Origin of the sequence: Paenibacillus pasadenensis DSM 19293 (assembly GCF_000422485.1) — a bacterium.
Lineage (GTDB): Bacteria > Bacillota > Bacilli > Paenibacillales > Paenibacillaceae > Paenibacillus_O > Paenibacillus_O pasadenensis.
This window is the reverse complement of sequence record NZ_KE383851.1, coordinates 134,932-150,275: the sequence shown is the minus strand read 5'-3', so window position 1 is coordinate 150,275 and position 15,344 is coordinate 134,932. Positions and strand designations below refer to the sequence as shown.

Sequence of the window (15,344 nt, the reverse complement as noted above, 5' to 3'; positions counted from 1 at the left end):
CCGCAAGCTAGCCGGGTTGTTTCTCGCTTGGCTGATCATCGTCATGGAAGCCGGCCAGATGTTGAACCAGCTGGGCGGGCGTCGGACTTGTGCCATGCTTTACATAGTAGCTGGCTACGGCGTTGCCGGTCTGCAGGCTCTCTTTGACGCCGAGTCCGAGCAGCTGCCCCGAGCAGTAGCCGGCGTTGAAATGGTCGCCGCTGCCTGTGAGGATGACCGGCTCCTCAATGGCATAGCTGTCTGCTTGAAACAATTCGTCGCCGCTCCAGGCGAACGCCCCGTCCTTTACATGCACGACAAGCTGATCGACTCCCGCGTATTCGTAAAGCTGCCGCGCCGCATGCGCCATGTCCTGCTCGTCCTGGTCAAGCAGCTTGCGGCCTGCTGTCGCCAATTCGTTCTCGTTCATGCCGAGCACAACGTTGCAATGACGCTTGAATGCCTTCAGGAGCGAGAAGGCTCGGCGAAGATCGGCCTCGCTTTTTTTAGAGCAATCGGACAAGTCGATGAAGATCGTCTTCTCCGAGGCGTTCCGGGCGTTCGGGATAATCTCATTCAGAAAGCCCTCCCAAATCTGAGAGGCATGCTTCGTCTCGCTCCAATTCAACAAGCAGATCAGCGGATTGCTGTCGAACCAGGAGAGGAGCCGCTCCTTCCCGACGCATTGGACCAATCTGTCCCAGTCCATGGAATCCAGGCAGCTGACATCGGCCAGCATGACCTTCCCGTCCCGGAATTCTATCGCCGTCGAGAAGCCTGGATCCGTCACGGAAATCGCTTCATGGACCGTTCCGGTCAGCTCCGAAAATTGCGGCTTGATCCCTTGACTGCCCAGCGCCCCGATGCTCGTAAGCCGGAAGCCGAGCCTCCCCAAGGCGAGAGCCATGATCGGCATGTTGCCGCCGAGCTTGTTCGTTTGCTCTACCAGCTCGATCGAGCAGTTTTTGCCGCTCTTGTCCACTAGATATTGCCCGAACTCGCTCATGGTCTCGAAATAGCGGGCTTGATCCTCCTCGTCACGCCGCCGTACCGCGCGAACGACGCTGTCGATGAAACCGTCAAATCCGAGCATGACCCCGAACTGCTCTGCCTTCTTATACTTGATCGCGATTTGTTCGGCTATTGGCTGCAAGCTTCCTTCAGTCCTTCCTTGCCTTGACGGCCGCCTCGCTGTCCAGCAGCAAGCAGCCGTTCGGATGCTTCCGAACGAGGCTCGCCGGCAGCTGCTCACTGATCTCCTCGTTAACGATGCGCTCGACGATGTCGGCTTTGTGGGAGCCGCTGACCATGAGGACCACGCTCTTCGACTCGGCGAGATGCCTCAACCCCAACGTGACGCCGGTCCGAAGCCTCATCGGCTTGGTGAAATATTTCTGGCCGACCTGTTGGGTCACCTCATCCAAATTCGCCACATGAGCATACGTATCGAACGAAGTCCCCGGCTCGTTGAAGCCAATATGCCCATTCATTCCCGCTCCTACGAGCATGAAATCAATGCCGCCGAGCGTTTCGATCCGCCGGTTCATGGCTTGGCATTGTCCGGCCAGATCCTCCGAGCAAGCATCGAACATATAGAGCTGGTCTTCGGGAATTTGCAGCGGCTCAAAAATCTCTTCATAAAGTAATCGCTTACAACTGCCTTCGTCCTCGCGGCCAAGTCCGGCCCACTCATCCAGTCCGACAAAACGGCATTTCGACAAGTCGACCTTTCCTTCTCTGGCCATCGAGACCAGCTTCCGAAAAGCGCCTACCGGCGTAGCTCCGGCTGCCAGACATAATACCGCGTCCGGCTTGTCTGACACGCACTTCGCAATCCATTCGCTTGCTCTCTCCGAAAGAGCTTCATAATCGGATTCGATGATCGTCTGCATAGTCACCACCTCGGGTCCATGATTTAATTAACTAACTTTATTAATTATAATAGGTTGCCTCTACGGCCCCGTCAACCCCTATCGGTAGGCCAAACGAAAAAAAAGCTCCCGAACCGTCACTAGGACGGGTTCGGGAGCTTGTACATTTCTGGGGTGGTGCGGTCAAGAGGACTCGAACCTCCACGGTATTGCTACCACTGGCACCTGAAGCCAGCGCGTCTGCCAATTCCGCCATGACCGCATAACCAACGAAAAATAATATACCATGATTTAAAGTTCACGGTCAAGCTCTTTTATGATTTTTACAAAAAAGAAGGACCGGCTCCACGGCCGGTCCTTCTGCTTTGCTCCGAGCTCGCCTTACGCCGCTCTTACTTCCATTCCTTGATTTCGAACAGCCGATAGAGCACGGCTGCGGCTTGCGCCCGGCTCGACAATCCGAGCGGGTCGAAGACGCCTCCGCCCATTCCGTTCATCAAGCCCGCCTGCTCCACGGCAGCTGCCGCTTCCTTCGCATAACCGGCAATCTTGTCTTGGTCCGCGAATGAAGGGGCGGCGGCATTCGCCGGCGCGAGCACATCCAGCTTCATGTAGCGGGAAGCGCGGTACAGCATGACAGCCATATCCTGCCGGCTGATCGGATCGCCGATCCCGATCGTGCCGTCCTTCTTCCCTTCAACGATGCCCGCCTTCTGAGCGGATGCGATGGCCTCATAATACCAGGCGCCTTTTTTCGCATCGGAGAACGTGGCGGCCGCCGCCGGGTCCGTCAGGTCGAACAGCCGGACGAGCATCGTAATGAACTGCGCCCGGGTCAGCCGTCCGTTCGGATCGAAGGCTTCGCCGCCGACGCCGGTTACCGCTTCGCGGGCCGCCAGCGCCTTGATATACGGCTTGGCCCATCCTGCCTCGTTCAAGTCGCGGAAGGTGAGGTCGGCATAGCCAGGGAAATAAAGGCTGAAATGCCGGGGGCTGAACGAAATCATGCCTGTGGCCGGGTCGTATTTGGCGTTTTTGACGACCTCGAGCTCGCCGTTATCGGCGATGTAGTAGATGACGGCCTGCTCCGGCTGCTCGCCAGCGCGGAGCGTGTACGGAACCGTCACCGTCACTTCGCGGGCATCGAAGGCGCCGACCGGCCGGCCATCCAGCGTCAAGCCGAAGTCATAGATCGTCGCGTCCGCCGGCACGTTCCCGCTTGCGGCCGCAGGCAGCTCGGACGCCGCCTTCCGGCCGACCGACAGCTGCAGCTTCGCGCCGTCCGCCGCATTCTGCTTCGCGAACCAGCTCCGATCCAGCGAGACGACCGCCAGGCCGTTATCAATCGTCAGGCGTTCCACATTCGACGCCATGGCGCTGCGGATCGGTCCGAAAGGCAGGACGAGCTCGACCTGCTTCGTCGCCGGATCGGAGACGAGCTTGATCGTCAAGGCATGTCCCTCCAGCTTGCCGATCGCGCTTTGCAGACGGGCCGCATCCAGCTCGACACGAGCGGTTCCCGCTGCATTCGGCGCTGCCTTGACGCTGATGCCCGAGCCGCTGATGACCGGATCGTTCCCGGCGTCCGGAATGACGGGAGCCGGGCCGCTGTCGCCGCCTCCGCCGCTGACGATCTGCGTGCTCGTCCGCACGCCCGGCGCATAGTCGGTCCACCGGTCGCCGTCTTGGCCGACCTTGATGGCATTCAGCGAGAAGGCTCCGCTGCCCGCCGCTTTAGCGGTGAACTTCACCTTGCCGAGCATGAGGTCGCCGCTGTCGCCCGCCGCATGTCCCAGCTTCGTATAGACGGCACGCAGCTGGCCTTCGTCCAGCAGCTCCGGGTTGACGACCGCGCTGAACCCGCTCAGGCCAGTCGTGAACGAAGACGCGCTGACGCTCCACAGGGCGGCGTCGAACGACAGATTCAGCTCGAAGGCCGTCCACGCTTGGGCGCCTCGCACTCCGATCTCGACCTCTACCTGGTCTCCGACCGCCACGCTCGACTTCGACGCGCCCACATAAAACGCAGGCTCATCGCTTGCTGCTGCCGGCGAGACCGGCAGCAGCATGAAGATCAGCAGGAGAGACAGACTCCATGTCCATAGATTTGTTCTCAATGATTTCGACTTCCTCTCTTCCGATTCGCTCCGGCTTTAGCTCAAGATAAGCTTGGCCAACTCGCGCAGATCCTTGATGTCGATGACGTTGTCGCCATTCAGATCCGCCGCCTTGACGCTGCTCCAGTCGGTGTCCGCGGCTTTTTTGCCGTAACGGGCCGCCGCCAGGCTCAGATCCTCGATCCCGACGCGTCCGTCTCCGTTCAGATCGCCCGCAACAGGAACGCTCGGAACGTTTTTCAGCGCCTCGAATGCCTCTACGGCTTCATTCAGCGCGATCATAGCCTGCTGCACGTCCTCCGTCTCGGCCGTATCGTCGTTCAGCACAACGCTTGCCTGATCGATCGCCGCTTGCAGCGCCGCCTTGGCGCCTGCCGGATATTGGCCGTCCAGATCGCCCTCCGTCGCCGCGTCATGCCGCGCTTGCGCATCTGCGACCGCAGCGGCCAGCGAAGACTTCGACACCGCCATCAGGACGTAGCTGTACGTAGCGCCATTTGCAGCCGGCGCTTCCAGACCCGTACCGTCGGCAAGAATGACATCCGACGTGTATACGCTTCCGGTCACCGTCTGCTCCAGCGCCTTCGCCTTGAACTGCAGCTTAAGCTGCGCGACGTCGGCATCCGGCGTCTGCGTTCCGCCGGCCTCGACGGTCGTAACCCGGACCTGACCCGGCGCCACTTCCGTTTCCAGCTGGAAGATGTACCCCGGCTTCAGCGGCTCCGCCTGGATGAACTCCAGCTTCGCCGGATCGTAGTTGATGGTGTACTCCTTAGCATATACGCTGTCGGTGACCGAACGAAGTCCAAACGCGACCTCGAACGTCTGATTGGACACCACGTTCGCAGGCCCCGTCAACGACAGCACGGTATCTTCCAGTCCTCCGCGATCCGCCTCGACGGTGTAGCTCGCTTCCAGAATGCCGCTCGTCACGCCGTTTACGATCGCGATCGCCTTCAGCGTGCTCATGCCGACCGGCAGCTCGATCGCCCCGGCATACGGCGTGCTGGACAAGGTCGGCGTGCTGCCGTCCAGCGTGTAGTACAGCTGCGCATCCTCGACGTCATGGGACAGCTTCACCGATTGCGGGAAGCTGTACGTGCCCGACGCGAGATCGGCGCTCGGCGGCGTCAGCGTGTACGGATCCGCCGAGTTGGCGTATACCTGAACCTCGACAAGCCCGCTTCCCCATGCGTTGCTGAGGGCGTTGTTGTTGACGCGGCGAACCTCGTTTACTTTCAGCTTCACGTACCGGTAAAGGCCGCTCAGCGTATCCGAGTTGAAGCCGGCCCACATATTCGTGCCGTTGTTCACCAGCTCCGTCCAGTTGGCATTGTCATTGGAGGCCAGGATCTGGTAGCGATGATACATCTCCGAACCATTATACAGCCGGTAGGCGACATCGATCCGCGACAGATCATAGATCGCGCCCAGATCGATCGTGTATTCGTACGGAGCCGCCAGCTCGAAGAAGCTGCTGGAATCGCCCGACGTATGCAGGTTGAAGGCATAGCCGTCGTTCGCCTTCTCGATGCCCGCGGCCTCGTCGTTGCCGGTAATCGTAGCGCTTTTTCCTTGCGAGACGAGATACGCCTGCGGCATCTGCACGCCGCCGGTGGCCGCATTCAGCTTCCAGCCCGTCGTGTATTTCATGGAAGCCGTATGCTGCTCGGCCTCGAACTCGATCGGCAGCCATACGTAACGCGAGTCGGACAGCTGGCTCGAGCGCCATTTGTCGCCCATGTAGACGTAGGTCCGGGTGCCGTCCGCGCCGGTAAGCTTCATGATGTTGGTCGGCTGGCTGTAGTACGTGCTGTTGTTTCCGAACGCATATTTCTCGATGATTTTTCCGTCTTCTCTGACCGGCGTCCAGCCGTGCGGATCGCGGAGATCGGCGCTGTAGCTGATCGTTCCTTGGTTCGGCATCCAGCCGGACTGCCCGGATGACGCCATATAGTAGCCGTCGTCCGTCCGCACGACTGCCGGAGCTTCGCGGCCGACGTCTTCATAGAAGCTGTAGGATTCAAAATCGGTCGCCTTCGATTCGGAATCGCTGAATTCATAGGTGGTGAAGTCCACGTCGGTGTAATCTTCGTTCAGCCGGTGGACCCGCATGGAATGTCCTTCCGCCGACATCAGGTAAGCCGTGCCGTCGTCATCGGCGAACACGGTGAAGTCGCGCGAAAGATAGCCCATTTGCGATTCGTCCTGCTGAACGGAAGCCGGAATCGCCGCCTTCACGCCTCCAGCTTTGAAATATTCCGAATCGCTGTAATTGTTGACGTCGCTGCGCCAGTTGCGCAGCGTGCCGCCCGGACGCCAGTGTCCGAGGAACGTATACGGACCTTCCGGACTATCCGCCGTCGCCACCGCGATCTGGCTGCTGGCGTAGCTGCTCGCCGTCTCCCAGTGGCCGTACAGCACGTACTTTTGCGTCTTTTCGTTGTAGAGCAGCTTCGGCCGCTCCCACTTGTTGTCGATCAAACCGAATTCCGCCCCCGGCACCGTAGCCGAGAACGAGTTCAGAATGTCGCCCTCGTTCGTCCAGTTGACCAGATCGCGCGAGGAATACAGCGACACGGCATGGAAGTTCGCTTGGTTATGGATTTTGTTCTCGCCTACCCAGTAGTAGATCGGGTTGCCGTCCGCAGCGGTCTGCTGCAGGAATCCGCCGCCGTGAGCCTGGATCGGGTTGCCTTCGGTATCGTACCAGAGCTCGCCGACCGGCACGCCTGCCGCCGCATAGTCCACGACCTTGTCCGGATGGACGTTCTGAGCCCAGGTGAAGGCCTCGTCGAGCTGCTGCAGCGCCCGGTCAATCGTCCACTGCGTTGCGGAAGAATCGTTCAGCACCGCCTCCGCGTTCCGAAGCGCCTCCGTGATGGTATTCCAGCTTCCGTTCGTAAACGTGCCCCGCTCCGTGTCTTTATGCGCGGCATACTTGGCCTGCAGCGCCGTCTTGTCGAGATGCGGCGTGCCGTAGACGGACAATTCGATGATGCCGTCCGCCCAGATCGCGCTGTTGCCGTTGAATACGTTGATGACGTTGTCAACGGTCAGGCGGACGTAGCGATAAAGCGATTCGTCCGTGACCGGATTGGTCACAAAGCCGACGACGTTGTTTTGCGAGCCGTCCGTCAGCAGCGTCCAATTCGCATTGTCCATGCTGCCTTCCAGCTTGAAGCGATAAGCCGTATCCGAGCCGCCGACCTCGCGGGTGGTGAAGTTGATCTCGGAAAGCTGAGACGCCTGCGCCAAATCAATCACGATGTTATACCCTGCAGCCTTATGCTGCACGCGCGGCGACGAGGCAAAATCCGCTCCGTCCGTCACGGCAGTGGCGTCGAGCCCTTCGGAATCGACGGCTTTTTTGCCGAGCGAGAGCAGCTGCCCGGATTGGACCGGAATGGCGCCGATGGCCGGATCGTAGTCCAGCTGATGGAACCAGTCGGCGGTTGCAATGCCGTCGTGGAACACCATCGGGAACAGACGCGAATAGGTGCCCATCGGGTCCCTGAACTCGCCGGGATATTGGTCGCCCCAGTGGTAGCCGTTCAGCGCGAACGTTTTTTGTCCGCCCGTTCCGGTCCAGGTGCGGGTTCCGTTCGCCTGCGTGGCGAAGGAGGAGCCGTTGCCGATCGGCCGAAGCGGCGTCCAGTCGCCGTCGAGCGATGTCGCAGAGGCATACTCCGCCTGGCTCGGATACCAGCCATTCGCCGTCGAGCCGAAGAAGTAATAGCGCCCTTCATGCTTGATGACGGTCGGAGACTCCTTGTGCTTGCCCACGAACGCCGTGTTCACCAGAGCCTCCGGCTGCTCCCAGCTGTCGTTCAGCCGGACGATCCCGATGTCGTTGTTGTTGCGCGTAGCGAACAATACGTACGCCGTTTCGTCATCGTCGACGAACAGCACCATGTCGCGCGCTTCCATATCGAACGGGCGCGCCCGGAACGTCGCCTCGAAGTCGTTCCCGCCTGGAGTGACCGAGGCGATGAACAGCTTCGCCTGCTGATAGTCGAAGCTGCCTTCCTCATGCGCGGTGAAGACGACTTTGCCGTCGGGATGCAGCGTGTAGCCGGCTCCCTCCGCCCGCATGTCCTCGAACGAGCCGAGCAGGCGCTTGTTGCCGTAGGAAAGCCCGTCGGCGCTCGTCTGCTCGTAGATTCCCGTCGTGACGACGCCGGTGACCTCGTCCTTCGTCGATTCGTAGACGTAATCATACCAGGTATTGCCCGACTTGACGCCATACGGAATTCCGTTCGTAAGGCTGTCCGCGCCGGTCGTATTGATCTTCTTGTGCGTGATCGCCGCAGCGTCGTAGCCGAACGTGCGCACCGCATTCGTGCTCGCCTCCGCGATTGTCGCGCCGGCAGCGATCGCCTTGACCGTATACGTATAGTCTTGATCCGTCTCGAGTCCGTACTCGTCCGCGACGTCGCCGTAAGTCCGGCTGATGAGCTGGTCTCCGCGATAGACTTCGTAATAGTCCGCACCCGTAACCAGCGGCCAGGCAATCTTCGCGTTTACGACCTCGGACTGTCCGTCAAGCCGGAAGCCGGTCGCGGTCGCCGACCAGTCGCTGCCGTAGAAGTCCGCGCTGGCGATCGCGCTGCTTTTCCCTTCCGCGGAAATGGCGACGGCCTTGATCGTCGTAATTCCGTGGACCGGGATCGGTCCCGCATACGTCGGGCTTTCCGCCGTAGGGGTCGAGCCGTCCGTCGTGTAGTGAATATACTGCTCCCCTGCCGGATGCGAGATCGCGATCGGAGCGTAAGCCTGTCCCTCGGATGGAGAGAAGGTAGGAGGAGCGCTGGTCAACCGGTTCTCAAGCAGCTCTTGCTCGCTCAATGCCCGGCTGTACATCTTGAAGTTGTCGATCAGGCCCGCGAAATATTCGCCTCCGCCCCAGTTGCCCTTCCCGAGCTGAAGAATGCCTCCGGATTCGGTCAGGACGCTCGACATCGGATAGGGACTCGTCACCGTCGACTTGAGCGTACCGTCGACGAACAGCTTCGTTTCCGTCATCGTAATGACGACGTCCACATGCTTCCATCTGGTCGCTGAAGTTTCCGCTTCTGCCGCTTCCGGGCGGGAGCCGTTGTTGTTGAACCGCTCAACGCCGACGAAGCCTGGCCGATCCAGGATCCCTATGTAATGCTCGGCCAGATAGTTCTGCGTCTCCGCATTCGGCGCGGCAAAAAACGCCCAGGTGCTGCCGCCGTCCGGCTTGCTGTCGTACGAGACGGTGATCTCTTCCATCCCGGCCAGCAGCGGCGTGCCGTCCTGCTTGGTCAGCTCGAGCCAGAAATTGTTGCTGAGATTGGCCGCCTTTCCTCCCCCTTCGTAAGAGTCCTCATAGCTGGGGGTGCCGTGAACCGTAACCTTCGCCAAGCTGCCCTCCAGGCCGCCAACCGGATCCTCGAAGTTGAAGTCGGCCATGATCGACTCGTCGCTGTCGCCGTTCGAGTCATCGGCCGCCCAAACGCTTTGAAGAGGCATGAGCATGTTGAAGGCCAGGCATGCGATAAGAAGCAGCACTCCCGGCTTTCGCCCTTTAGCTCGCCCCCTTCTTCCTGCACTTCCGTTCATTGATTATCCTCCTTTGCTTGCTTGAATCCGCCCGCCGAAATTTTTTCAGGAAAGCGGTTCCATGAACTCATGACGAATCATAAGCCAATCATCCGCGCTTTTTCTAGTGAACATATCGATCACCATTGGACATGTCGAGGATTTTGACGGTGAACAATATTGATCTTGCTGCATAAACAAGCCCTTCCTCGACCGTCCGCCCGTCAGTACCCGATCATCGGCACCGATTTCGGCAGCTTGCCATAAGGCATTGCCTCGCCGTTTTTGACCTGATACAGCACGCGCGACGTTTCGCGAGCCGCCTCCATCAATTCCGGGTAAGGCTGCATGCAGATGTCCACCATGCCGATCTGATAATTCTCGCCGTCATACCTGCCCAGGCAGAACTGATCGTTATACTGGAACCAGTGGGCGCCTACGCCATAAGGATGGGCCGCGACCTTCTCCACGAAATGCCTCCACATGACGCCTCGTTCCTCTTGATCGGGAACGCCCTTCAGCCCGGTCGCCGGCAGCCCTCGATCCAGCGCCCCGCAGTGGTACTCTCCGAGCAGGATCGGCAGGTCCACTCTCGCATGCTGGACAAAGTCCATGTCGCGAGTCGGGTCGAAATCATAACAGTTGATGGAGAATACGTCGAAGTACTCCCAGCCCTCCATCATGTCGAGATTGTAGGCTTTGGACCATCTGAGACCGAGGTTCAGGTGATTCGAGTCTACCGCTCTGCAGGCCAAGGACGGTACTTTGATATATTCGCGAATGAGATGAGCCGAAAACTTCCGAATATCCGGCTTTGATTTTGGATACGTCGTGGAGCAGCTGTAGATCGGCTTTTCCAGTTCCGAAAAACTCTCGAATGCGGAATCCCAGGCGAGATTCAGCTCCTCGATCGTCGTGTAAGCGCTTTTCAAAAAGGCAATGAGTCCCGACCGGCAATGCGTTTGCGCGGGATTATGCAAAACCTCGTCGGCAATGGCCAAGCCCTCCACGAAGTTGAACTCCGGTTCATTCCTCAAAAAATAACCGATCAGCCAAGGGTCGTCCTTCCACGCCGACAGCTGGCGCGCATACTGCTCGGCTTTCTCTTTGTACTCCGGCGAGAGGACATCCGGGAAATCCCTGAAAATGAGCGTGTCGGTCGTCGGGAAATTAGGCAGTTCTCGAACATAAGGCAGCTTTGTCCGGCCGCTGGCCATGCCGAGACCGGGGAAATTGCCTTGCGAATTGATGCCGTTTTTCATCAGGATATGGTGGGAAATCTCCTCCCATTTCTCATGCCATCGCTCGCCATACGCTTTTTTCATATTCAATGCGGTGAAGCGGATGATTTTGAACGAATCGAGGGGCATGTAGGCCGCTCGCCTTGTCGTCCCGATTTTGTAAAATTCCCCGAAGTCCGGGTCGTCGGTCTCCGGAAGCCAGTCGCACAGGTCCTCGAAGCTGTCCACGCGGCACTGATCCCCCGGATTCGTCCCGCACGGGCCTAAGGAGAAATAATCGCAGCCGCTCGGGTCTACCAGATGCCATCTTCCGTCCTCGGACTTGAAGGTCGAGAAGTAGCCGGTGCCTTCCTTCAGCTGGCGGGTTCGGTCTCCTCCCCACTCGTTCCATTCGGGAAACGGGTATTCCGCCGGCCCTTCGTTCGCTTCCAGCCTCTCCTTCAGCTCGGCCAAGGAATGGATTTTGCCCGGCCAGTCCTTTCCTTTCCACTGGCCGAATTCATCCACGAGCTTTGTCCGAGGCAGCGGAAAATCGGTCGGCATCTGATCCGTCAGATGAAAATGCTCGAACCGGACGCGGACATCATGAAAGGCCTTTTCCATGCCGAGCTCGAAGCGCTCCACGCTGCCCAGCTCGGTCCGCTGCCCATGTACGACCAGCTTCAGCGTTCCCGGCGTACGGTTCGTAAAAATGGTTCTATTGTCAAGCAAGTGAAGATCCAAGCAAATCCTGGTCTTGAAGCGCGGCAGCAGACCGAAACGCATAAAAATCCGTTCCTGGTCTTCTCCGGGCAAGAAGCAGCGAAACATCATCGCCACGGAATGATCCTCCAGCACTTCGATGTCGCCGACAAGATATCGTTTGCCCGCTTCTTTGACTTGTCCGATCGTAATCCCGCCACCGTCCGCGCCAAGGACAACCTCGCAGCCATCCGGGCTGCAAGCGGCCATCTTCGCCTCTCTGGCCACGGAATTCGTAAAATTAATTTTCATGGCTCGACCTCCGCATGAAGCATAGTTTGTACGCCTTAATTCTCGAATGAATAGGTATGGAATTCAATGCAAAATCCCAGCCTCTTTGTAAAATAGCGACTTTTTAACGAAAAAGATCCAGGCTCGTCCGTTTTCCCTGTCGAAAAAACAAAAACCGCTCTCTCGAGCGGTTCGCAATTGAAATGGCAGAAGGGATGGGCCATAATGAACCGAGATCGCTTTTACACCATAACGACTATGATGCGGATGCATCCCTAGCCGCATCAAGCGATGCCGGGAGTCGATACAAAAATGAAGACCCTGCTGCATTATCGAATGGACAGCAGCCAGCTGCCGCGAGTGCTCTTTATGGAGAAGGTATCCGTAGCTCCCCCGCATCTTCATATTCGGAGAAAAACCGAGGAATTCATTTTGTACTATGTGCTGGCCGGCGAGATGCATTTGAATGAGGAAGACCGCCGCTTCGTGCTCAAGCCGAATGACTTTCTGCTCCTCGATCCGCAGCGGGAGCATTGGGGGACGAAATCTGCCCCCTGCACCTATTTTTATATCCACTTCCGGCACGGCGACATGGAAGAGCGGACGGAAGCCGTGGATGGGCTCAAGCATGCCTTGATCGCCGATCGCTTGGCCGCGTTGAAAACGCATGAATGCGATGCCGACAAGCCCTCTTCATCGAAGCTCATCCTTCCAAAAACCTTCTCCTCCAAGCCGACCGGCACGGCCGTAAGCCTCCTCCATAAGCTGAGAGAGGTCCATCATAACCGTCTGGAGCATTTTCAGTCGATGTCCGGAATGGTTTTATTGGAGCTGCTGATCACATTGTCCCGGGAGCTGACGGCCAGCTTCCTTTTCAACGAGCATTCCATCGCGAAGACCCGCTCCACTCGAATGATCCATGATCTGCTGGCCTATTTTCAACAGGACTATTCCTTGCCCATCAGCGGAGCGAGCCTCGAGGAACGATACAAGTGCAACTTCGATCATTTGAACCGACTGTTCAAACGGACGACCGGCACGACGATTTTAGCGTATTTAAATGAAGTGCGAATTTCAAAAGCCAAGCAGATGCTTTATGACGGATCGGGCAGCATCACCGAAATAGCCGAAAAATGCGGGTTCAAGGACGTCTACTATTTCTCGAAGGTGTTCAAGAAATATACCGGGCTTGCTCCAGGCTTGTTTGCCCGGAATCGCAGCTGGTAGCGGAAACCTATCCCCATTTTCCTAAAACGGAAAAAGCTCCTGAGCTGCCGCTTGAACGGGTCCAGGAGCTCGTTATTCATAGAGACGGCCATCATGCGCAGGGCAGCCCTTAGCTTAAAAGTCCATCTTGGAAATGAACGATCCGTTTTTCACGGGCAGACAAATAGGCTCCTTCCAGCAATGAAACCGTATGCAAATTATCGTAAGCGCTGTTCGAGGCCTCTTCTCCGGTTTCAATCCATTCCAGCAATTGATTCAATCCATCAAACACCGCTTCTTCAATCGGCATGGCGTACTTCCAGGTTTGAACGGGGGTCGGGTTCCAATTGGGCTGACCGGAAGGATCGGGCTTGAGCAAGTGAATCTCATTCCCCGTAGGCCTTAATGCAGCTTCGCTTCCCAACACCACAAGGTCATCCCGGCAGAACGCGCTGGAAAAGCTTTGGGAGAAATTCGCATTCACGCCGTTGTCGAACACGATTTGCACCGTCGCATCGGTTTCGCCGATGCAATCAATCGCCTCCGAGCTATAGGACGTACAGTAGATGGAGCTTGCATCGGCATCGGCCATTCTTCGTATTCCGTCAAACCAATGAATCGACATCACGGACATCGCATGTCGTTCGGTATGGATTCTCCAGCCTGTATCTTGACGAAAGAATAAGGACGAAAAATGAATTCCCTCCAGCTTCCCTATCGCACCCTCTTTGATCAGTCCCCGGATAAACTCGAATTTGTGGTGCTTTCGGAAGTTTTGGTTGACGGACACGGGAACCTTCAACCGCTTGGCTTGTTCCGCGATCGACTTTGCTTCCTCAAGCGTGTCGGCGAACGGCTTTTCGACAAAAACCGGAATTCCTGCTTCAAGCAGCGGCGTGATGACGCTTTCACGGATCGTCGAAGGCGTGCAGACGACAGCAGCCTCGATGCCTGCTTCCTTGATCATCGTTTCCACATCCGTGTACCGGCCCGGAATGTTAAATTCATCGGCTCGTTCTTGAACATTCGACTCGCTCGGATCGCAAATGGCAACGACCTCAATCCGTTCCGGATGAGCGGAGTAGCCTTTCAAATGCATTCGCGTCACTGCTCCTGCGCCCACAAAACCTATCCTGAACTTCTTCACTCGGGCTCACGCTCCTAATCCAAGTTTCATGAACTTGAGGCATTCTTTCATTCCGGTCGCAATTTCCCCGCCGCTTTCCTCGTCTGCGGAGATCCAACCGGAGTAACGGATATCCTGAATGGCTTGAAACACGGGGGAGAAATCAATCTCTCCGTGCCCTAATATCTCAAAATGACCTTTGGCAAAATCTTTCATATGGAAATTCGTTATAAAGGGAGCAAACGTGCGAATGACCTCCGCGATATCGTCTACACCCGATTTGACTAGATGAGCGGTATCGATCGTCAATCCGACATGAGCGGGATTCTTGATCCTGTCAAAAAAGAGATCAAAGTCCTCCCGATGCATGAGCGGCTGGTCATAATGGTGGTGCAAGGAGAGCCGCAGGTCCTGTTGCTCCGCCTCTTTGCCCATTTCTTCAAAAACGGCGGCGAATGTCGCGATGTTCTCGTTCGTCACTTGCTGCCTCGGCACCGCATGGCAATAAACGATCATCTCTGAATCAACATGCGCAGCAAACTTATACACCTGGCGCAATTGCTCCCTGCTGTCATCGTTTAATAGAGTGCCCCCCGCGATGAGCGCAGCAGCGATGCCGGCGGGTTGTCCCCAACGGCTCCTGAATGATTCAGGCTCAAGCAAATAAGGAGTGTACTGACTCGGCTTCAGCTGCAGCCCGCTATAGCCGGCCTTTTGATAGCCGTGAACGAGCAGCTGTTCCTCCTCGGAGGTTGCCGTAGGCCTTGAAAAGGCAAAGTTGTACGTCATGCGTCCTTTCCTCCCTTCCTGATCGGCTTCATCGGCCTCACAGCCGTGTTCCGTTTACTCTCCGATCGTCTGCCTGTCTACCGACGAATAGGCGATGATCATTTTGCATGGCTCCCAGCTCGTTACTTTGGCGTGATGCGGCACGCCTTGCGGAATCCGAAGCGCCATGCCCGGCTTCAAATGAACGATTTCATCTCCCAACGAATGGTCGCATTCCCCGGACAATACATAAATGATTTCTTCGCAGTTCGGATGGATATGACGTCCATTCTCCTGCCCCGCTTCAATGTACACCACGCCGAACGTCATTTGACCGTCCGGATCAATTTCTTTGCCATACAACCAGGCGATTTTGCCCCATCCCATGTCGAGCACATGCTTCTCTTCGTTCAAATCCGATGGCTGGATCATTCGGCACTCTCCTCTTTTGCAGCTGGCAGGATGTGAAGTTGAATCTGTGTTTATGATAATTCAA

The 15,344-nt window shown here is 57.4% G+C and carries 9 protein-coding genes and 1 tRNA gene; 1 reads left to right on the top strand and 9 read right to left on the bottom strand.

Annotated elements, in window-relative coordinates:
• Nucleotides 1-7: 7 nt before the first annotated feature.
• The 6 genes from H582_RS0117630 to H582_RS0117605 form a co-directional block, all read right to left on the bottom strand.
• Nucleotides 8-1,072, bottom strand: coding sequence for a carbohydrate kinase family protein (locus H582_RS0117630; RefSeq protein ID WP_127464336.1), 1,065 nt, complete (start codon nucleotides 1,070-1,072; stop codon nucleotides 8-10).
• Nucleotides 1,073-1,139: 67 nt separating this feature from the next.
• Entirely contained in the window at nucleotides 1,140-1,871 is a 732-nt protein-coding gene (locus H582_RS0117625) for a 6-phosphogluconolactonase (RefSeq protein ID WP_043111529.1), read from the bottom strand.
• A gap of 154 nt (nucleotides 1,872-2,025) precedes the next feature.
• A tRNA-Leu gene (locus H582_RS0117620) sits at nucleotides 2,026-2,112 on the bottom strand.
• Between the two features lie 130 nt (nucleotides 2,113-2,242).
• On the bottom strand, nucleotides 2,243-3,967 hold the full coding sequence (locus H582_RS0117615; protein ID WP_127464337.1) for an S-layer homology domain-containing protein: 1,725 nt from the start codon (nucleotides 3,965-3,967) through the stop codon (nucleotides 2,243-2,245).
• A 36-nt stretch (nucleotides 3,968-4,003) separates the two neighbouring features.
• Complete coding sequence (locus H582_RS30285; protein WP_084137402.1) at nucleotides 4,004-9,556, bottom strand: chitobiase/beta-hexosaminidase C-terminal domain-containing protein; 5,553 nt, start codon at nucleotides 9,554-9,556, stop codon at nucleotides 4,004-4,006.
• Nucleotides 9,557-9,759: 203 nt separating this feature from the next.
• Nucleotides 9,760-11,769, bottom strand: a complete 2,010-nt coding sequence (locus tag H582_RS0117605) for a beta-galactosidase (RefSeq protein WP_028599569.1) — start codon at nucleotides 11,767-11,769, stop codon at nucleotides 9,760-9,762.
• Between the two features lie 291 nt (nucleotides 11,770-12,060).
• Here H582_RS0117605 and H582_RS0117600 point away from each other — a divergent pair, with 291 nt between their 5' ends.
• Entirely contained in the window at nucleotides 12,061-12,975 is a 915-nt protein-coding gene (locus tag H582_RS0117600) for an AraC family transcriptional regulator (protein WP_028599568.1), read from the top strand.
• Between the two features lie 109 nt (nucleotides 12,976-13,084).
• On the opposite strand, the gene H582_RS0117595 is transcribed toward H582_RS0117600, so the two are convergent.
• The 3 genes from H582_RS0117595 to H582_RS0117585 are packed head-to-tail and all read right to left on the bottom strand — an operon-like array spanning nucleotide 13,085 to nucleotide 15,280.
• On the bottom strand, nucleotides 13,085-14,101 hold the full coding sequence (locus tag H582_RS0117595) for a Gfo/Idh/MocA family protein (RefSeq protein ID WP_028599567.1): 1,017 nt from the start codon (nucleotides 14,099-14,101) through the stop codon (nucleotides 13,085-13,087).
• 6 nt (nucleotides 14,102-14,107) lie between these two features.
• Nucleotides 14,108-14,869: a sugar phosphate isomerase/epimerase family protein gene (locus tag H582_RS0117590; protein ID WP_028599566.1), complete on the bottom strand. Its 762-nt coding sequence runs from the start codon at nucleotides 14,867-14,869 to the stop codon at nucleotides 14,108-14,110.
• Nucleotides 14,870-14,923: 54 nt separating this feature from the next.
• Nucleotides 14,924-15,280, bottom strand: coding sequence for a cupin domain-containing protein (locus H582_RS0117585; RefSeq protein WP_028599565.1), 357 nt, complete (start codon nucleotides 15,278-15,280; stop codon nucleotides 14,924-14,926).
• Nucleotides 15,281-15,344: the final 64 nt, after the last annotated feature.